The sequence below is a fragment of the Lentzea sp. NPDC102401 genome (assembly GCF_044765805.1).
GTDB classification, from domain to species: domain Bacteria; phylum Actinomycetota; class Actinomycetes; order Mycobacteriales; family Pseudonocardiaceae; genus Lentzea; species Lentzea sokolovensis.
This window is the reverse complement of record NZ_JBIWKS010000002.1, coordinates 643,250-661,325: the sequence shown is the minus strand read 5'-3', so window position 1 is coordinate 661,325 and position 18,076 is coordinate 643,250. Positions and strand designations below refer to the sequence as shown.

Sequence of the window (18,076 nt, the reverse complement as noted above, 5' to 3'; positions counted from 1 at the left end):
TTGCTGGGGACAGTCAGGGCATGGTCACGAGGCGAACGGCGCTAGTGCTTCCCGTTCGCCCTGGGCGCTCGGCGCCCTGGCGTGAATCCCGTCTGACGTTCCACGGTGTCCTGCAACTCCTGTTCCCGTTCGGCCATCCCCGCGCGCACCTCGGCCCCGAAGGAACCGATGGCGCCGGCGAGTTCGCGCAGGCCTTCACCCACGTTAGTGCCGATACCGGCCGGAGTCGCCTGCTTTGCGACCTCGGCGGCCTTCTTCGCGGCGAACAGCCCCGCGGCGGCGCCCAGACCGAACCAGAAGAGACGGCTCACCTGGCACCCCGCTTCAGGCGGCGCTTGGCGTGCTTGTTCGGCTGCTCGGCGGCCTTGCGGCGGGCCTTGACGGCCTTGCTCACGCCGTAGGACAGCGCGGCGGCCTTGACCAGCGGCCCGCCGAGCGTGGCGGTGAACAGGCTGGTGAGCGCGGAGACGTTGCCGGTGACGGCGCGCGCGTTGGCCGTGATGCCGTCGACGCGCTCAAGCTGCGTGTTCACGTGCGTGAGCGTCGTGTTGGCCTCGACGAACAACGGGTCCGTGTTCTCGTGGGCCTTGCGCATCGCGATCGTGGCCTCGTCGAAGAAACGCGCCGCCTTGATCGCCACGATCCCCACGATGAGCACGAGCAGCACGAAGGCACCGGCGGCGAGCCACCCTGGCGACACGGATCCTCCTGGTGAACAGGCGTTCGGGCTTGGTTGCGGGTGAGATTACCGGGTAGGTCCGACACCCGACCGAGGGGCACCATTTGTTGATCTTCAACGACCGGTGGCGCCGTCGATCTGCTCGCGGATGATGTCGGCGTGGCCCGCGTGCCGGGCGGTCTCGGTGGTCATGTGCGCGAGTACCCAGCGCAGCGTCTTCGACACGCCTTCGACCGGGGTCACCATCAGCGCCTCGGGATGACCGGCGGCCTCGATCGCCCCGTCGCTGCCGGCGATCGCCGCGCGGTAGTCCGCGATCACCGTCGCCGCGTCGCGGTCGGCGGGCACGGTCATGCCGAACTCAGTGTCCGCGGACCACTCGGCGCCCGCGAGGTGGTGGCCGAACCAGTAGTGCTCGGCTTCGGCCAGGTGCTGAATGAGGCCCAGGATCGACGTGCCGCTGGCGACCATCGGCCTCCGCAGCTCGTCGTCGGTCAGCCCCTCCGCCTTCTTGAGCACGCAGTGCCGCTGGAACTTGAGGAACTCGTGCGCGACGTCGAGCTCACCCGTGTCGACGCGCGGCACCGGCTCGCGCTGGGTCTCCGGCATGGCGGTCAACCTACGCACATCCAATTGGGACGGACCACTCATTGACTCACGGCCGTCACAGCCTGTGAAATACCCGTCACACAGGGCTTGACGGCTCGGTCCTGCGGCGTGAAGTCAGGCCACCCCGAGTTGACCGTGCAGGAGGCCCAGTGAAGCCGGTGTCGCACCTGGACTCCTATCGGCCCCAGATCACGGCGGGCCCACCGCCCGTTCCGGACCTGTCGATGCCGTGGGAGGCCCGTGTCGCCCGTGCGGACGGCTACGACCTGCACCTCGTGCACCGCTGGAACCAGGCACCGCACGTGGCGGCGTTCTGGCGGCAGGCGTGGACGTTGCCGCAGTGGGAACGCCGGCTTGAGGAACAGCTCTCGGGAGACGACGACCGGCCGTTGCTGATCAGCTGGCACGGCCGCCCAGTGATCTACGCCGAGATCTACCGAGCGGCCAGGCACGCCGTCGCCCGCTGCTACCAGGCCCGGCCGCACGACCTCGGCCTGAACCTCGCGGTCGGCGACCTGGCCATGACCGACCGCGGACTCGTGCGGTCGCTGCTCCCCCGGCTCACCGACGCGCTGTTCGAGGCCGACCCGCACTGCACGCGAATCGTGCTGGAACCGGACGTGCGCAACACCCGCGCCATCAGGTCGTTCGAGGCAGGCGGGTTCGTGGCCGCGGACGAGATCATGCTGCCGGGCAAGCTCGCACTGCTGATGGTCTGCCGACGTTAGAACGCGGTGATGTCCTGCGGTGCGCGTTCCTTACGACTGAGCGCGCGCACCACGTCGATGGCGCGGTGCTTGTTGAGCGCCATGCGGGTCAGCAGGTCGATGACGGCCTCGTTGACGGGGCGCGGGAACTCGGGCGTCTCCAGCCCGACGCTCACCGCGAGGTCGTCGGAGTGCACGACGAACTCCATCAGCCTGCTGAGCAGGTACTCGTCCAGCGGCACCGCCCACGGCCCCCAGTGCGGCATCCGGACGCCCCGGTTCTCCTGTCCCGGCAACGTCTTCGCGAGCTCGTCGAGGGTCTGCTCGAACCGGTCGCACAGGGCCGAGTGTCCCTCCGCCGCCAGCTTCTCGCCGCCCGCGCGGATGCGGGTGTGGAACTCGGAGTCGACGTCGAGATCGGTCCACTTCGCCCGCTCGTAGTGCTCCATCAGGCCGACGACCGGCTCGTCTCCCGCGGGGGTCCCGATCATGCCCGGCAGCGGCAGTGCCTGGTAGGCGACGTGCCCGGCGAGGCCGCTGACCCCGAACTCCGGCAGGGCGCTGGGCCGGTCCCAGTTCTCCGCGACCTGCTGGTGGCGCAGGAGGTCCAGGGCGATGCGGGCGGTGGCCAGGAAGTCTTCTCTGATCGTCACTTCGCCGAAGCTACGCGAACCGGGGCCGCACTCGGAGACGATTCACTCGCCCCGGATCACGCGGCGCAGCCGGGGTAGCCGTTCCGCCACAGCACGTTCGTTGCCGCGCCCGGTCGGCTCGTAGTAGTCGCGCCCCACCAGGTCGTCCGGCGCGTACTGCTGCGTCAGCACGCCGTCCGGCACGTCGTGCGGGTACCGGTAGCCCTGGGCGTTGCCCAGCTTCGCCGCGCCCGCGTAGTGACCATCGCGCAGATGTGCGGGCACAGAACCGATGGCGCCCTTGCGGACGTCCTCGATGGCGGCGTAGATCGCGGTGGTGACGGCGTTCGACTTCGGCGCGGTGGCGAGGTGGATCGTGGCCTGCGCGAGGTTCAGGGTGCATTCGGGCAGACCGATGAGCTGCACGGCCTGAGCCGCCGCCACGCACGTCTGCAGCGCTGTCGGGTCGGCCATGCCGACGTCCTCGCTGGCGTGGATCACCAGGCGGCGCGCGATGAAGCGCGGGTCCTCGCCCGCCTCGATCATGCGCGCGAGGTAGTGCAGGGCCGCGTCCACGTCCGAGCCGCGGATCGACTTGATGAACGCCGACGTCACGTCGTAGTGCTGGTCGCCGTCGCGGTCGTAGCGGACCGCCGCCTTGTCCACAGTGGACTCCAGCAGCGACAGCGTGATCACGCCCTCGTTGGACGCCAGCGCCGAGTCCGCCGCCGCCTCCAGGGCCGTCAGGGAGCGGCGGGCGTCACCGCCGGCCAGGCGGATCAGGTGGTCCTCGGCCTCGGGTTCCAGCACCACGGAGCCGCCCAGGCCGCGTTCGTCGGACACCGCGCGCTTGATGACCGAACGCACCCCGTCGTCGGTCAACGACTTGAGCTGCAACACGAGCGAACGCGACAACAAGGGCGACACGACCGAGAAGAACGGGTTCTCCGTGGTGGCCGCGACCAGCAGCACGATCCGGTCCTCGACCGCGCCGAGCAGGGCGTCCTGCTGCGTCTTGGAGAACCGGTGCACCTCGTCGATGAACAGGACGGTCGACTCGCCGGAGCGGACCAGGCGGCGCCGGGCCTCGTCGATGACCGACCGCACCTCCTTCACACCGGCGGACAGTGCGCTCAAAGCCACGAACCGGCGGCCGGTCGCCTTCGACACCAGCGTCGCGAGGGTGGTCTTGCCGGTGCCGGGAGGGCCGTAGAGCATCACGGAGGCCGGTGTGGCGCCCTCGACCAGGCGGCGCAGCGGCGCGCCCGGCCCGAGCAGGTGGTCCTGGCCGACGACCTCGTCCAGCGTGACCGGACGCATCCGCACGGCCAGCGGGGCGTTGGCCGCGATGCGCTCGGCCTTCTCCTCGTCGGTCGCGCCGAAGAGGCCCTCGTCGAACAGACCTTCGCTCATGCGTTCGAGCCTAAGTCATGTGCGAGGATCGCGTTCCGTGCCCATCCCTCGTGCCGTGCTGCTCGCCGGACCCTCCGGCTCAGGCAAGTCGACACTCGCCGCCCACCTCGGCTGGCCCGTGCTGCGCCTGGACGACTTCTACCGCGACGGCGACGACCCGTTGCTGCCCCGCGACGAGCACGGCAGGGCCGACTGGGACGACATCGGCTCGTGGAACGCGGACAAGGCGCTCCAGGCGATCATCGAGCTGTCGAACACGGGCAGGGTCGAGGCGCCCGTCTACTCGATCAGCGAGGACCGCGCGGTCGGCACGCAGACGATCGAGCTCGGTGACGCGCCCGCGTTCATCGCGGAGGGGCTGTTCGCGGACCTGCTGGTCCAGGGCGCGCGGGAGGCGGGGGTGCTGCGGGACGCCATCGTGCTCGCGCCGAGTCCGCCCGTCACGTTCGTGCGCCGGTTCGCCCGTGACGTCGCGGAGGCCCGCAAGCCGGTGCCGACGCTGGTCAGGCGCGGGTTGCGGCTGATGCGCGAGCAGCCGCAGGTGGTCAAGCGGTGTGTCAGCGCGGGCATGCGGCGCACGACACCGTCCAAGGCGCGGACCGAGCTCGTTTCGTGATCGGGTTCGCCGGTGGCGTGGGCGCTGATCTGGCAGGATGCCGCTCACACCACGACCGGGGGTAGCCGAGATGTCCGAAACGCCCGGCTGGTCCTCACCGGACCAGCCGAACCAGCAGCCGCCGCAGCAGCCTCAGTACGGCTACAACGCGCCGCCGCCGCCCGTGCAGCCGACGATCAAGCCGGGTGTCATCCCCCTGCGCCCGCTGGCGGTCGGTGAGATCGTCGACGGCGCCATCACGACGATGCGCCGCTACCCGAAGCAGATCATCGGTGTGGCCGCCGTCGTCGCCGCGGTCACGCAGATCGTCGGCCTGCTGGTGCAGCTGCCGTTCCTCGACGACCTCACCGCCGTCGTGTCGCTCGATCCGAACACGATGACGCCGGAACAGGTGGCCGACCAGTTCACCAGCGCCATCACCGGTTTCCTCACCGGCGCGCTGCTCAGCGTCGTCCTGGCGCTGATCGGCACGGTGTTCCTGTCCGGCTACATCACCGTCGTCGTGGGCCACGCCGTGCTCGGCAAGCAGGTGACGTTCGGCGAGGCGTGGGCGGAGTTCAAACCCCGGCTGCTCCCGCTGCTCGGCGCGACACTGCTCCTCGGTCTCGCGTTCACCCTCCTGCCGATCCTGTTCCTGCTGCCCGGCATCGCGATGGGCTCCGGTCCCACCGTCGTGCTCGGCATCGTCATCTGCATCCCGCTGGTCATCTGGCTGTGGGTGAGGTTCGCGCTGGTCACGCCCGCGCTGGTGCTGGAGCGCTGCGGCGTCGGCACCGCGTTCGGCCGCTCCCAGAAGCTCGTCAGCGGCGCGTGGTGGCGGACGTTCGGCATCCTGCTGCTCGCCTTCCTGATCACCATCGTGATCGAATGGATCATCGGCCTGCCGTTCGGCCTGCTGGGCGCGGCGACGACCGGGTTCTCCGACTCCCCCGCGGCGGCGCTGAGCGCGGGATCGCTGACGCTGTCGACGATCGGCGGGGTCATCGCCTCGACGATCACGCTGCCGTTCAGCGCGGCGGTGACCGTGCTGCTCTACGTCGACCGCCGGATGCGGTCCGAGGGCATGGACATCGAACTCCAGCGGGCCGCGGGGCATGGCGGCAGCTGACGTACCGGTAGATCTCGGCCGCGACGAGGCGAGGGAGGCGGCCGTCCGGGAGCTCAGCGATCCGGCGTACGTCTCCGACGACCCCAACCCGCTGCAACGCGCCATCGAGTGGATCCTCGACCGCCTCGGCGAGCTCTTCGCCGGGGCGGGTGGCATGAGCGGCCTCACCGCGATCGTGATCATCGTGGCCTTGGTGGTGCTGATCGTGATCGTGATCCGGCTCCGCACCGGGCGCACGGGCCGTGCGCTGCGATCGGGCGCCAAGGTGTTCGGATCCACCGTCATGACCGCCGCGGAACACCGGGCCGCCGCCGAGAAGGCCGCGGCCGCCGGTGACCTGGCCGAGGCCGTGCGCGAACGTTTTCGTGCCGTGGTGCGCGAACTGGAGCAACGCGGCGTGCTCGACGCACGGGCCGGACGGACCGTGGACGAGGTCGCTTTCGAGGCGGGCCAGGCACTTCCGGCGCTCGCGGTCGACCTGCGCGGTGCCGCTGTCCAGTTCGACGACGTCTGGTACGGCGGCAGGACCGCGACCGCGGAGGGGTATCAGGCGTTGGTCTCCGTGGACGGCAAGGTGTGCAGATGACGGCGGTCTCCCCCGACGCCGGGCGGATCTGGACGGCCGCGCGCGGGCCGTTGCTGATCGGCGTGATCATCCTGTTCACCGCGGTCGTGATCACGTTGCTGCGCGGCGGCGGCGAGGGCGGGTCGTTCGACCCCCGCTCGTTCCGGCCGGAGGGCAGCCACGCGGTCGCCGACCTGCTGGAGCAGAACGGTGTGCGCGTCGAACTCACCGACGACGCGTCCTCTGTGGACGGTGCGACGCTGTTCGTGACGCAGCCGAACCTGATCGACCCGGAACGGCTCGCGGACCTGAGCAGGCGGGCCTCCGCGACGGTGCTCCTCGCGCCCGCGGCCGGGGTCAGCCGGCTGGCGCCCGAGACCCGGCAACCGGGCTGCCCACTGGCGGCCAGGGCGGGCGCGGCGACCACCGGCGGGTTCGTCTACGAGGGCGAACAGCGCTGCTACGACTCGACCTTGGTGCGCACCGGCACCGTGACGATGATCGGCTACGGCGGGATCTTCACCAACCGCGACATCGACTCCGAGGGCAACGCGGCGCTCGCGTTGTCGTTGCTGGGCCAGCACGAACGGCTGGTCTGGTACGTGCCGTCGGCGGCGGACAGGTCGCAGCAGAAGTCGCTGACGGACCTGGTTCCGGACGGCTGGAAGTTCGCCGCGCTGCAGCTCGGCGTCGCGGCCGTGCTGATCGCCCTGTGGCGGGCGCGCAGGCTCGGCCGGGTGGTGCCCGAACGGCTTCCGGTCGTGGTGCGCGCCGCCGAGACCGTGGAAGGCCGCGCCCGGCTGTATCGCCGGTCGCACGCCGCCGCACACGCCGCTTCGGTGCTGCGGCAGGCGACTCGGGACCGGTTGGCGCCGCTGCTGGGGGTGCCGGTGGGGGACGATCCGTCCGAGGAGATCGCCCGCAGGACTTCGCGTCCCGTCACTTCGGTGCGGGCGCTGCTGTACGACGAGGGGTCGGTGGACGACCGGGGGCTGGTCGCGCTGGCAACTGATCTGGACGCTCTGGAGGACGAGGTGCGCAAGGCATGACGGCTGTGGTCACCACCGAGGAAGCCCGCACGGCACTGGTGGCGCTGCGCGCGGAGATCGGCAAGGCCGTGGTGGGCAACGACGCCGCCGTGACGTCGCTGATCCTCGCGTTGCTGTGCAAGGGACACGTGCTGTTGGAGGGTGTACCGGGCGTCGCGAAGACGTTGCTCGTGCGTGCCCTTGCGCGCGCGTTGGACCTGTCCACGACGCGGGTGCAGTTCACGCCGGACCTGATGCCCGGCGACCTGACGGGTTCGCTGGTCTACGACTCGCACAACGCCGCGTTCTCGTTCCGCGAAGGCCCGGTCTTCACGAACCTGCTGCTCGCCGACGAGATCAACCGGACGCCGCCGAAGACGCAGGCCGCGCTGCTGGAGGCGATGGAGGAACGGCAGGTCTCCGCCGACGGCAAGACCCGGCCGCTGCCCTCGCCGTTCATCGTCGTCGCGACGCAGAACCCGGTGGAGTACGAGGGCACCTACCCGTTGCCCGAGGCGCAGCTGGACCGGTTCCTGCTCAAGGTGACCATGCCGATTCCCGCGCGGGAGCACGAGATCGACGTGCTGACACGACACGCGTCCGGGTTCGATCCGCGTGACCTGTCCTCGTTGCGGCCGGTGGCGAGTGCCGCGCACCTGGATGCCGGTGGGGCGGCTGTGCGCGCGTTGACCGTGGCTCCTGAGGTGATCGAGTACGTCGTGGACGTGTGCCGTGCGACTCGTCAGTCTCCGGCCGTCCGTCTGGGCGTTTCTCCTCGTGGCGCAACGGCTCTGCTCGCTGCCGCACGCGCGTGGGCGTGGCTCTCGGGCCGTGACTACGTGACGCCGGACGACGTGAAGTCGTTGGCCCGCCCTGCTCTGCGGCACCGCCTGGAGCTCCGCCCGGAGGCCGAACTGGAGGGCGTGACGGCCGACGGCGTGCTGGACGGCGTGCTCGGCGCGGTTCAGGTGCCGCGCTGACGTGGCGCTCACGGGTCGCGCGGGCCTGCTCGCGCTCATCGGGGTTCTCATCGTCGGTCTTCTACTGCCGTCCTGGCAGGGGATTCTCGTCGTGTTCGCTGTCTTGGTGCTGTGCGTGGCGGCTGACCTGTTGCTGGCTGCCGGCGTCCGGCCGTTGACGTTCTCACGCGCTGGGGCGACCTCTGTGCGCACGGGCGAGTTGTGCTCTGTTCAGCTCACCGTGCACAACCCGGGCCGTCGGCTGCGTGGCGTTCTTCGTGACGCGTGGGCGCCTTCTGCCGGTGTGGTCTCCGATCGCGTTCCGGTCGATGTGCCCGCTGGTGGCTCGCGTGTGTTGTCTTTCGAGCTACGGCCTGTGCGTCGCGGCGATCGCACTGCGGACCGTGTGACCGTGCGTTCCCTCGGCCCGTTGGGTATCGCGGCACGACAAGGCTCACACGCCGTGCCGTGGACCGTGCGCGCGTTGCCGCCGTTCCACAGCCGCCGTCACCTTCCGCCCCTGCTGGAACGCCTGCGCGAACTGGACGGCCGCCGTGCGTCGTTGATCCGTGGTGCCGGCACGGAGTTCGACTCGCTACGCGCGTACGTCATCGGTGACGACGTGCGTTCCATCGACTGGCGTGCGTCGGCTCGTTCGTCGGACGTGGTGGTGCGCACCTGGCGCCCGGAACGCGACCGCCAGGTGACGATCGTGCTGGACACCGCCCGCACGTCCGCGAGCCGCGTCGAGGGCGCTCTGGGCGGCCTGCCGCGCCTGGACACGTCGATGGACGCGGTGTTGTTGTTGTCCGCCTTGGCGTCGCAGGCCCGCGACCAGGTGGACTTCCTGGCGTTCAGCCACAAGGTCCGCGCCTCGGTCCCCCGCGCCACGCTGCCGGTCCTGGTGCAGGCCATGGGACCGCTGGAAGCCGAACTGGTCGAGTTCGACGCCCGCGCCGCCGTGGCCGAGGTCCTGCGCCGCGCCGGCCGCCGCTCTCTGGTCGTGCTGCTGACGTCGTTGGAGCCGTCGATCGAGCACGGCCTGCTGCCGCTGCTGCCGACACTGGCCTCGCGGCACCACCTGCTGATCGCCTCCGTGTCCGACCCGGCCGTGCACGCGATGGCCGCGGGACGTGGCGATTTGGAGGCCGTCTACACGGCTGCTGCCGCGGAACGCACGCTGGCCGAACGACGCCGTCTCACCGCGTTGCTCGCACGGTACGGAGTCGACGTCGTCGACGCACTGCCCGATGACCTGCCACGCGCTCTCGCGGACCGCTATCTCTCGTTGAAGGCCGCGGGCAAGCTCTAGACAGAGACCGGCGCGACGTCCTCACGTTCGCTCGCGTCCACGTCGCCCGTCTCGCCCTGCTGCGCGGCCCGCCGCCCGATCACGAAGACGTACAACAGGAACAGCACCTCCGCGACCACGCCGATGCCGACGCGCGCCCACGTGGGCAGTCCGGACGGCGTCACGAAGCCTTCCAGCACACCGGAGACCAGCAGCACCACGACCAGCCCGAGCGCCACGGCGACGACCGATCGTCCTTCCGCGGCAAGGGCTTGGGCCCGTGTGCGCTTGCCGGGGTCGATCACCTGCCACCCGAGCCGCATGCCGATGCCCGCCGCCACGAACACGGCCGTGAGCTCCAACAGCCCGTGCGGCGCCAACAGCCCGAGGAACAACTCACCGCGCCCCGCGCCGAACATCAGCCCGACGCCGACGGCGACGTTCACGGCGTTGGTGAAGAGCAGGTAGATCGGCGGAATCGCGAACAACACACCGAGCAACAGGCACGCGGCGGTCATCCACGCGTTGTTGGTCCACACCTTCGCCGCGAACGACCCGGCGGGATCGCTGGAGTAGTAGGACTCGTAGCCGCCGCCGACCTTGGTCATCTCGCGCAGCTCATCGGGCGCGGCGATGGCGGCCTGCACGTCCGGGTTGGAGGCGATCCACGCGGCGATGATGCCGGTGACCAGGTAGAACGCGACGCCGGCCGGCACCCACCAGCGCCAGCCGAGGTAGATGGCGGCGGGCAGCCGATGCGTGAAGAAGCGCGTGAAGACCCGCCAGGCCGGCGTGTGCGTGCCCGTCAGCGCCGACCGCGCCTGCGCGACCAGCGACGACAACCGTTCCACTGTGGCCGGGTCCGGGGTCTGGCTGCGCACGATCGACAGGTGCGTCGTGACGCGCTGGTAGAGCTCGATCAGCTCGTCGGCCTCGGCACCGGTGAGCCTGCCGGAGCGTTTGGCCAGCTTCTCGAGCCGCTGCCACGACTCGCGGTGGCGATCGATGAACACGTCCAGATCCACGATGAGTCACACTATCGGCGTGGGGGACCTCGTCACCGGTGAAGCCGTAGTTCTGGACCTGCGCGTCGCACAGCTCGCGAGCAGGGCCGTCGCGTTCGCGTTCGACGTGGCCGCGCAGTTCGGCCTGCTGCTGCTCGTGTCACTGCTCGTACCGATCGGCTTCGACGACGCGCTGCAGACAGCCCTCGCGCTGTCCCTGACGGTGCTGGTCCTGATCGGCTATCCGACCGCCGTCGAGTCGCTGTCCCGCGGCCGCTCGCTGGGCAAACTCGTGATGGGCCTGCGCGTGGTGCGCGACGACGGCGGCGCCATCCGCTTCCGGCACGCCCTGGTGCGCGCGCTCGGCGGCTTCTTCGTGGACTTCTGGGCGCTCGGCCTGGGCGGCGCGGTCGCGCTGTTCGTGTCGCTGTTCTCCCCTCAGGGCAAGCGCGTCGGCGACTACCTCGCGGGCACCGTCGTGATCCACACGCGCGTGCCGAAGCAGCAGGTGGAACTCGCCACGATGCCACCGCAGCTCGCCGACTGGGCGTCCGGCCTGGACCTGTCGCAGCTGCCGGACGAGCTGGTGCTGGCGGTGCGGCAGTACCTGAGCCGGTACTACGAGCTGACTGAACAGGCGCGGCAGGATCTGGGGTCGCGGCTGTCGGACGACGTCGGGACCGCTATCCGGTCGCCGCGTCTGGAGTACACGCACCCGCATCCGTACCTGTCGGCGGTGCTGGCGGAACGCCGGCGCCGGGCGGCGATCTAGGCGTTCGCCAGCCGGAGGCGTTCGGCCCCCTGCTCCCGCACGGCGTCACCGGACGGCGTCGGATCGCCGTGCAGCACCTCCCAGCGTGCGTTGTGCAAGGCGGTCCACATGCTCCCGGCCCACGCGATCTCCCTCTCCTCCACGGAGAACGCACGCCCACGGACCTGCTGATAGGTCTCGATGAACGCCGAAGAACTCTCCAGGGGCACAAGACTGGGCGGCGAAGCGTTGGCGAACGCTCCCGAGGCCGCGCCGACGAGGACGGCTTCGGGTTGCCACGCCAGGCTGTCCCAGTCGTGCACGGCCAGCACCGAGCCGTCCTGCCAGCGGAGGTTCTGCGCCTCGAAGTCGGCGTGGCCCAGCACGCACGGCAGGTCGGCACCCAGCAGCCGCGCACGCACACGAGAAGCCGCCTCCACGACGAACGGCGGCACCACGCTCTGGTCCCGCGCGTCGAGGAAGTCGATCGCCGGCCACACCCCGGGATCCGTGTGGTCCCAACGAGCCCAACGCGGCGACGGTAGCGGCGGCGGGACGGAGACGTCGGCCAGCAACGCCATCAAGGAAGCGAACACGGCGGCGTAGCGCCGGGCGATGTCGGGCGAAGAGCCGAGGAGCATCTCCCCGCCGGGCAACGACGATTCAGCGTGCACGGCCAACCTGTCCGCGAACACGACCGGCGTGAGCGGGCGGGGGCACGGAAACCCCCGCTCCGCCAAAGAAGCCTGCGCGGCCAGGCACGACACGGCTCGGCCGTCGTCCTCGCGGGCCTTCACGTACACCTCGCGGCCGTCGGCCAGGAGGAGGCCGTGGACCGACGAGATCGACACCCGCTCGTAGAGCACCTCGGACACCGGGCTGCCCAGCTCCGAAGCGCACCAACCAGCGAGGTCGAAGGTCATACGCCCAGCAGCTCGGTCAGCAGCAACGGGTTCATGTAGTCGTCGTAGCGGACGATCTCGCCGTCGCGCAAGTGGATGATCGCGACGGCGGTGAACGTGTAGTGGTCCTGCTTCACCTTCGACCAGCCGCGGTGGGTGATCTCGGCGACCGCGACGAACGGGTCGTTGGTGCGCCAGCACTGGGCTTCGACGCTCTGGATCTCGATCCTGTCGCGCACGGCGGCGCCGCGGACCTGGCCGAAGTACGCGCGGATCTCCTCACGTCCCTTGATCTCCTCCGGCTGGTAGTGGGTCGGGAATCGGTAGGCCATGATCCCGTCCTCGGCGAAGAGGTCGGCGAACTGGCTGTGCGTCTGCTCCCCCGCGACCATGCGGCGGACGTGGTCGACGATCTGTTCGGGCGTGCGCGTCATGGCTTCATCCCCAAAGTAGAATCGGAACGGTGACCCCGGTTATGACGATACGGAACGCACGCCCCGGTTGGCAACGATGAGGGCCGATGCGGCGCGGAATCGCGAGAAGGTGCTGGACGCGGCACGGGAGCTGTTCGCCGCCCAGGGCTTCGAGGTGCCGCTGGACGAGATCGCGAGCAGGGCGGGGGTCGGGCCCGGCACGGTCTACCGGCACTTCCCGACGAAGCAGGCGTTGTTCCAGGCCGTCACGGAGACGCGGGTGTCGGCCATGATCGCGTCGGCCGACGAGCCCGCGGAGGACGCGCGAAAAGCGCTGTTCGCGTTCCTCACCAAGATGGCGGACGAGGCTGCGGTGAAGCGGGACATGTCCGACGCGATCACCGTGTCACCCGAGCTGCGCAAGAGCCTGCACAAAGCGCTGGGCGGGCTTCTTCACCGCGCCCAGGAAGCGGGAACGGTCCGAGCCGACGTCACGGCCACGGACCTCGTGGTGCTGATGAAGGGGATGTTGCAGAGCATGCACGACGGGGCGAATCCCGCCGTGCTGCTGGAGATCGTGCTGAAAGGACTTCAGTCGAGCCGGAAGCCGTAGGGCAGTTCGAGGCGGTGACGCGCCAGCAGAGCGGCGTCGGCGAGGATCTCACGGGTGGGGCCGTCCGCCACGACCACGCCGTCGTCGATCAGCACGCTGCGGGGGCAGATCTGCAACGCGAACGGCAGGTCGTGCGTGACCATGAGCATGGTGGGGGCCAACGAGAGCAGCAGCTCGGCCAGTTCGCGGCGGGCCACCGGTTCGAGGTTCGCCGACGGCTCGTCCAGCACCAGGATCTCCGGCGAGCAGGCCAGCACCGAGGCGAGCGCGACGCGGCGGCGCTGGCCGCCGGACAGGTGCAGCGGGGAGCGGTCCGCGACCGACTCCATTCCCACCGCGCTCAACGCCTTCAGCACGCGCGCGTCCACATCGGACAGACCGAAGTTGCGCGGGCCGAACGCGACGTCCTCGGCGACCGTCGGGCAGAACAGCTGGTCGTCGGGGTCCTGGAAGACGAGCCCGACGCGGCGGCGGATCTCGCGCAGGTTCTGCTTGCGGACCTCCAGCCCGGCGATCGAGATCGAGCCGGAGCCGCCGCCGAGAACTCCGTTGAGGTGCAACGCGAACGTGGTCTTGCCGGCGCCGTTCGGACCGAGCACCGCGACGCGTTCACCGCGGTCGACGCGCAGATCGACGCCGAACAACGCCTGGTGCCCGTCCGGGTAGGCGAAGGCCAGCTTCGAGACCTCCAGAGCGGGAGCCGCCACCGTCTCGGGAACGATCGTCGCCGAACCTCCCGGCTGGCCCGTCCAGCCACGCGACACCATCGCGAGATGCACCCTCTCTCCGCGTTCGTAGGACCGGATGAACAGCGTGCCGACCGACCGGGCCACCGCGCCCGCCTGCCACAGGAACCGCGGGTCGTCGCCGCGCGAGATGCGGGCGACGCGCATGCGTTTCGCCTCGCCCACGACGACTTCGCCGTACCGCAGCATCAGGGTCGCGATCATGATCAACGGCGCGGGCACCCGCAACGTCTGCAGGCCGCGCAACAACTCCCCCGGTGCGGTCGTGGCCGCCAGGGTCAGACTGATCAGCACGCCCAGCGTGCCCTTGGCCAGGATGTTCCAGCCCGCCAGCGAGCCTTCGATCGACACCGAGAAGCCGAGGACGTCGGTGCGCGGGTCCGTGCCGAAGATCGGCAGCAGGAACGCGAGCACCACGAACGGCGCCTCGATCACCGCGCGCTTGAGAAACCACAGCACGGGGACCCGCGCGGCGAACCACACCGCGACGATCACCAGCAGGTACAGCCCGAACAACGGGAACAGCGTGCGCGGGGTCGCCACGACACCCAGCACCGCCCCGAACGCCACGAGGATCTTCACGTGAGGTGCGAGGCGGTGCACCGGCGAGTCGCCGGCGTGGTGCAGGACGTCGTGGCCGCCGCTCATCAGGCGTCGGACTTCTTGCGCAACACCCAGAACAGGCCGAACGACAGGCCCAGCACCACGACCACGCCGAGCACGCCCGCGAGGCCGGTGAACTTGTCGTCACCGCCGAGCGCGTAGTCGGCGAACGTGCTGCCGGAGAACGGGTGCTCCTGCGCGTGCTCGGCGATCCCGGTGTCCTCGACGGTCTTGTCCAGGCCGTCCGGGTCGCCGGACGCGAAGTACGACAGCACCCCGGCGATCAGCAGCGACACGAAGACGAACCCGATGGCGAACTTCTTCACGACCGGACCTCCAGCGGCTTGCGGCCAAATGCGGTGTTGCGACCCTTGAGCAGGTAGACGAGATCAGGTCGGATCGACGCGACCGAGGTGACGGTGACGGCGGTGATCAGGCCCTCGCCGATGCCGATCAGCGCGTGCAGCCCCCACATCAGCAGCGCGACCTTGCCGATCTCCACGCCGCCCGCGCCGCCGATCGCGTACTCGACGACGAAGCCGGTCGCGGCGACCACCGTGTTGACGAACGCCGAGACGAACGCGACGGCGAACAGCCCGCCCTTGCCCCGTTCGGCGATCTTGCGCAGGGCGACGGCGACCAGGAACCCGGTCGCGGTGCCGATCAGCGCCATGTTGGTGACGTTCGCGCCCAGCGCGGTGAGGCCGCCGTCCGCGAACAGCAGCGCCTGCACCACCAGCACGATCGTCACGCACAGCGCGCCGACCCACGGGCCGACGAGGATCGCCGCGAGCGCGCCGCCGAGCAGGTGTCCGGACGCGCCGGGCAGGATCGGGAAGTTGATCATCTGGACGGCGAAGATGAACGTGGCCACCAGGCCCGCCATCGGCGCCGTGCGGTCGTCGAGGTCCGCACGGGCCTTGACCAACGCGAACCCGACGCCCACCGCCGCGAGGACGAGGAAGGCGACCGACACCGGCGCGTTCAGCAGACCGTCGCTCATGTGCATGGCAACAGGTGACATGAACCGTCACGCTAATTGCCCGACCTCGGCTATGGCTAGAACTGTGCAACAACGATTTGGAGGCAAGAAGGGCGTTGATCGTCACACGCTCGCTAGTCATCGGATGACTTCTGCGGTTAGATCCGTTCCGCCGCCGCCACGGCACGGCACGGAGGGACGAACAGTGACAGAGCTGTCGCGTAGAACCTTTTTGTACGGGACGGGCGCGGCCGTGGGGGCCTCAGCGCTCGGGGTGGGCTCCGCCGTCGCAGCGCCGGAAACATCGGGTCACAACGTGCACCGGGACGTGGTCCGCGATGCCCGCATGGAGTGGAGGAAACTGCCGCAGAACTGGGGCGACAGTCCGTTCCTCGCCAACGGATTCCTGGGCGTCCAGGTCTACGCGGGCCGCACCGCGAACGAGCTGAAGCTCATGCTCAGCCACTCGGAGGTCCAGGACCAGCGCGAACACTGGGAGGCCGCGGTCGGCCTGTCCCGGCTGCCGATCGGGTACCTGACCCTGCAGTTCGCTGGAGCGATCACCGCCGTCGACTGGACGTTCGACCTGTGGAACGCCGAGCTCACCGGCTCGGTCACCACCACGCAGGGCAGCGCCACGTTCACGATGCTCGTGCACAACTCGCGCAGCACGTTCCTCGCCTCCGTCAAAGGGGAGGCGACCTGGGGTTTCCAGCCGCTGGAGTCGTCGACGACCCGCCAGATCCGCAGGCCGGCCGACTACACGGCCAACCCCGCCGCGACCCTGGGCACGGCCAACGGCGTCTTCTACGCGGCTCAGCCGCTGCTCGCGGGCGGTGGCTACACAACGGCCTGGCAGAGCCGCAACGGCCGGTTCGCGGCCCACGTGGCGTACACACACCCCGCGGACACGCACACGTCCGACGCGATCCGTGAGGTGCGGCAGGCGCTCGCGATCCCGTCCGAGGTGCTGACGCTGCAGCATCGCCGCTGGTGGAACGCCTACTTCGCGAAGTCGCTGGTGTCCGTGCCGGACAAGCTCGTGCAGCGCTTCTACTGGTTGCAGCTCTACAAGATGGCCGCGGCGACGAGGAACGACGCGCCCGTCATCTCCGAGTGGGGCCCGTGGTTCCCCGAGCAGGGCAACAGCTGGACGGCCGTGTGGTGGAACCTCAACGTCCAGATCTCGTATCCACTGATCAACGGTTCGAACCACCACGAGCTCGACGCGGTGACGACGACGTTGAAGCGGTTCGAGCACAACCTGGAACTCAACGTGAACCCGGCGTACCGCGACGGGAACTCGTACGCCATCTGCCACCCCGGCGACCGCACGCTGCGGTCCGGGCCGCGCTACTGCGGCGTTCCTGGCGTCGCGCCGAACGACCATACGGGCAATCTTCTCTGGGCCTGTCACAACGTCTGGCTGGGCTACCGGCACACGATGGACAAGAAGATCCTCAAGGACGTCCTCTTCCCGATCCTCACGAAGGCGGTCAACTACTACGCCCGCTTCCTCGTCGAGGGAACGGACGGCAAGCTGCATCTGCCGGAGACCCGTTCACCCGAGTACGCGAACGCCACGGACACGACGTACGACCTCTCGCTGATCCGCTGGGGCGTGCGCACGTTGCTGTCCATCGAGGAGAACGCGCGCTGGCGGGACATCGCCAATCGGCTCGTGCCTTACCACCTGGGCCCGAACGGTGCTTTGATCGGCAAGGACGTGTCGCTCAACGACTCGCACCGGCACTTCTCGCACATGCTCTGGTTCTACCCGTTGCGCGAGCTGACCTACGACATGCCGGAGCACCGCGACCTGATCAACAAGACGTTCGACCACTGGGTGTCGCGGCAGCAGGCGTGGGCCGGCTACAGCTACGGGGCCGCGTCCGCGATGGCGTCGGCGATGGGCCGGCCGGAGGAGGCGCTCCAGTTCCTGCGCTACTTCCTCGACCGCAAACAGGTCGGCACGAACGCCGTGCTGACCGAGAACTCCTTCTACCGCGAGGGAGGCAACCTCGCGATCGAGTCGCCGCTGATGTCCGGCCAGGCCGTGCTGGAAATGATGGTCCAGTCTCACAACAACGTCGTGCGCGTCTTCCCGTCCGTTTCGTCCACATGGGCCGATGCGTCCATCTCGTCGTTGCGCACGCAAGGAGCGTTCCTTGTGGACGCTTCCCGTTCCTCCGGACGGACGGACTGGATCAAGGTCCATTCGGAGGCGGGCTCGCCTTTGCTTCTGGAGCACGGGATCGCGGGTGACATCGACGTGCGCGACACGTGGGGACGACGCCTCGACTACAAGACGCGTGGCTCGGCCATCGAGATCCCGCTTCGCCGAGGTCAGAGCGCCGTGGTGGCACGTCGCGGCACACGCCCTGACGTCTCAGCACGTGATGTGAAAGCGAACGGCTCGTCTTCGCGCTGGGGTCTGCCGTAACGTCCAAATTCG

At 69.6% G+C, this 18,076-nt stretch carries 21 protein-coding genes and 1 pseudogene; 10 read left to right on the top strand and 12 right to left on the bottom strand.

Annotated elements, in window-relative coordinates; translation table 11 throughout:
* Nucleotides 1-41 precede the first annotated feature (41 nt).
* The 3 genes from ACIRG5_RS08520 to ACIRG5_RS08510 form a co-directional block, all read right to left on the bottom strand.
* The gene (locus tag ACIRG5_RS08520; protein ID WP_093588095.1) at nt 42-311 is read right to left on the bottom strand and encodes a hypothetical protein; all 270 of its coding nucleotides are present in this window, start codon (nt 309-311) and stop codon (nt 42-44) included.
* Nucleotides 308-700 carry a DUF948 domain-containing protein gene (locus ACIRG5_RS08515; RefSeq protein WP_319973263.1) on the bottom strand — a complete coding sequence of 131 codons (393 nt, stop codon included), beginning with the start codon at nt 698-700 and terminating at the stop codon, nt 308-310. Before ACIRG5_RS08515 ends, ACIRG5_RS08520 begins: the two co-directional genes overlap by 4 nt.
* Before the next feature lie 93 nt (nt 701-793).
* Entirely contained in the window at nt 794-1,288 is a 495-nt protein-coding gene (locus ACIRG5_RS08510) for a DinB family protein (RefSeq protein WP_402902118.1), read from the bottom strand.
* A gap of 149 nt (nt 1,289-1,437) precedes the next feature.
* On the opposite strand from ACIRG5_RS08510, the gene ACIRG5_RS08505 reads away from it, so the two are divergent.
* Complete coding sequence (locus tag ACIRG5_RS08505; RefSeq protein ID WP_402902116.1) at nt 1,438-2,016, top strand: GNAT family N-acetyltransferase; 579 nt, start codon at nt 1,438-1,440, stop codon at nt 2,014-2,016.
* On the opposite strand, the gene ACIRG5_RS08500 is transcribed toward ACIRG5_RS08505, so the two are convergent.
* Nucleotides 2,013-2,648 (bottom strand): maleylpyruvate isomerase N-terminal domain-containing protein, encoded by a 636-nt coding sequence (locus ACIRG5_RS08500; RefSeq protein ID WP_402902114.1) that lies wholly within the window; start codon nt 2,646-2,648, stop codon nt 2,013-2,015. The genes ACIRG5_RS08505 and ACIRG5_RS08500 overlap by 4 nt on opposite strands.
* Before the next feature lie 42 nt (nt 2,649-2,690).
* On the bottom strand, nt 2,691-4,040 hold the full coding sequence (locus tag ACIRG5_RS08495) for a replication-associated recombination protein A (protein ID WP_402902113.1): 1,350 nt from the start codon (nt 4,038-4,040) through the stop codon (nt 2,691-2,693).
* A 37-nt stretch (nt 4,041-4,077) separates the two neighbouring features.
* On the opposite strand from ACIRG5_RS08495, the gene ACIRG5_RS08490 reads away from it, so the two are divergent.
* The 6 genes from ACIRG5_RS08490 (at nt 4,078) to ACIRG5_RS08465 (ending at nt 9,628) form a co-directional block, all read left to right on the top strand.
* Nucleotides 4,078-4,656 (top strand): uridine kinase, encoded by a 579-nt coding sequence (locus tag ACIRG5_RS08490; protein WP_402902111.1) that lies wholly within the window; start codon nt 4,078-4,080, stop codon nt 4,654-4,656.
* A 70-nt stretch (nt 4,657-4,726) separates the two neighbouring features.
* Nucleotides 4,727-5,764, top strand: a complete 1,038-nt coding sequence (locus ACIRG5_RS08485) for a glycerophosphoryl diester phosphodiesterase membrane domain-containing protein (RefSeq protein ID WP_402902109.1) — start codon at nt 4,727-4,729, stop codon at nt 5,762-5,764.
* On the top strand, nt 5,751-6,350 hold the full coding sequence (locus ACIRG5_RS08480; protein WP_402902107.1) for a DUF4129 domain-containing protein: 600 nt from the start codon (nt 5,751-5,753) through the stop codon (nt 6,348-6,350). Before ACIRG5_RS08485 ends, ACIRG5_RS08480 begins: the two co-directional genes overlap by 14 nt.
* On the top strand, nt 6,347-7,378 hold the full coding sequence (locus ACIRG5_RS08475; RefSeq protein WP_402902105.1) for a DUF4350 domain-containing protein: 1,032 nt from the start codon (nt 6,347-6,349) through the stop codon (nt 7,376-7,378). The genes ACIRG5_RS08480 and ACIRG5_RS08475 overlap by 4 nt, the downstream gene beginning before the upstream one ends.
* A complete protein-coding gene (locus ACIRG5_RS08470; protein WP_402902103.1) occupies nt 7,375-8,337 on the top strand; it encodes an AAA family ATPase in 963 nt (320 codons plus the stop codon). The genes ACIRG5_RS08475 and ACIRG5_RS08470 overlap by 4 nt, the downstream gene beginning before the upstream one ends.
* Nucleotide 8,338: 1 nt before the next feature.
* Nucleotides 8,339-9,628 carry a DUF58 domain-containing protein gene (locus tag ACIRG5_RS08465; RefSeq protein WP_402902101.1) on the top strand — a complete coding sequence of 430 codons (1,290 nt, stop codon included), beginning with the start codon at nt 8,339-8,341 and terminating at the stop codon, nt 9,626-9,628.
* Here ACIRG5_RS08465 and ACIRG5_RS08460 read toward each other — a convergent pair.
* Nucleotides 9,625-10,632, bottom strand: coding sequence for a stage II sporulation protein M (locus ACIRG5_RS08460; RefSeq protein ID WP_402902098.1), 1,008 nt, complete (start codon nt 10,630-10,632; stop codon nt 9,625-9,627). The two genes, ACIRG5_RS08465 and ACIRG5_RS08460, sit on opposite strands and share 4 nt — an antisense overlap.
* Nucleotides 10,633-10,651: 19 nt before the next feature.
* On the opposite strand from ACIRG5_RS08460, the gene ACIRG5_RS08455 reads away from it, so the two are divergent.
* Entirely contained in the window at nt 10,652-11,383 is a 732-nt protein-coding gene (locus ACIRG5_RS08455) for an RDD family protein (RefSeq protein WP_402902095.1), read from the top strand.
* Here the strand turns inward: ACIRG5_RS08455 and ACIRG5_RS08450 are convergent.
* On the bottom strand, nt 11,380-12,285 hold the full coding sequence (locus ACIRG5_RS08450; RefSeq protein WP_402902092.1) for a phosphotransferase: 906 nt from the start codon (nt 12,283-12,285) through the stop codon (nt 11,380-11,382). The genes ACIRG5_RS08455 and ACIRG5_RS08450 overlap by 4 nt on opposite strands.
* A complete protein-coding gene (locus ACIRG5_RS08445) occupies nt 12,282-12,698 on the bottom strand; it encodes a nuclear transport factor 2 family protein (RefSeq protein ID WP_402902089.1) in 417 nt (138 codons plus the stop codon). The genes ACIRG5_RS08450 and ACIRG5_RS08445 overlap by 4 nt, the downstream gene beginning before the upstream one ends.
* A 76-nt stretch (nt 12,699-12,774) precedes the next feature.
* On the opposite strand from ACIRG5_RS08445, the gene ACIRG5_RS08440 reads away from it, so the two are divergent.
* On the top strand, nt 12,775-13,290 hold the full coding sequence (locus tag ACIRG5_RS08440) for a TetR/AcrR family transcriptional regulator (RefSeq protein ID WP_402902086.1): 516 nt from the start codon (nt 12,775-12,777) through the stop codon (nt 13,288-13,290).
* On the opposite strand, the gene ACIRG5_RS08435 is transcribed toward ACIRG5_RS08440, so the two are convergent.
* The 4 genes and pseudogenes from ACIRG5_RS08435 to ACIRG5_RS08420 form a co-directional block, all read right to left on the bottom strand.
* The gene (locus ACIRG5_RS08435) at nt 13,269-14,057 is read right to left on the bottom strand and encodes an energy-coupling factor ABC transporter ATP-binding protein (protein WP_402903101.1); all 789 of its coding nucleotides are present in this window, start codon (nt 14,055-14,057) and stop codon (nt 13,269-13,271) included. The genes ACIRG5_RS08440 and ACIRG5_RS08435 overlap by 22 nt on opposite strands.
* Nucleotides 14,046-14,684: pseudogene (cbiQ, locus tag ACIRG5_RS08430) on the bottom strand (cobalt ECF transporter T component CbiQ); the annotation flags it as partial. The pseudogene cbiQ and the gene ACIRG5_RS08435, both read right to left, overlap by 12 nt.
* Nucleotides 14,684-14,965 carry a PDGLE domain-containing protein gene (locus ACIRG5_RS08425; protein WP_319973283.1) on the bottom strand — a complete coding sequence of 94 codons (282 nt, stop codon included), beginning with the start codon at nt 14,963-14,965 and terminating at the stop codon, nt 14,684-14,686. The pseudogene cbiQ and the gene ACIRG5_RS08425, both read right to left, overlap by 1 nt.
* On the bottom strand, nt 14,962-15,663 hold the full coding sequence (locus tag ACIRG5_RS08420; RefSeq protein ID WP_402902083.1) for an energy-coupling factor ABC transporter permease: 702 nt from the start codon (nt 15,661-15,663) through the stop codon (nt 14,962-14,964). The genes ACIRG5_RS08425 and ACIRG5_RS08420 overlap by 4 nt, the downstream gene beginning before the upstream one ends.
* Before the next feature lie 274 nt (nt 15,664-15,937).
* Here ACIRG5_RS08420 and ACIRG5_RS08415 point away from each other — a divergent pair, with 274 nt between their 5' ends.
* Nucleotides 15,938-18,064 carry a glycosyl hydrolase family 95 catalytic domain-containing protein gene (locus ACIRG5_RS08415; RefSeq protein ID WP_402902080.1) on the top strand — a complete coding sequence of 709 codons (2,127 nt, stop codon included), beginning with the start codon at nt 15,938-15,940 and terminating at the stop codon, nt 18,062-18,064.
* Nucleotides 18,065-18,076 lie beyond the last annotated feature (12 nt).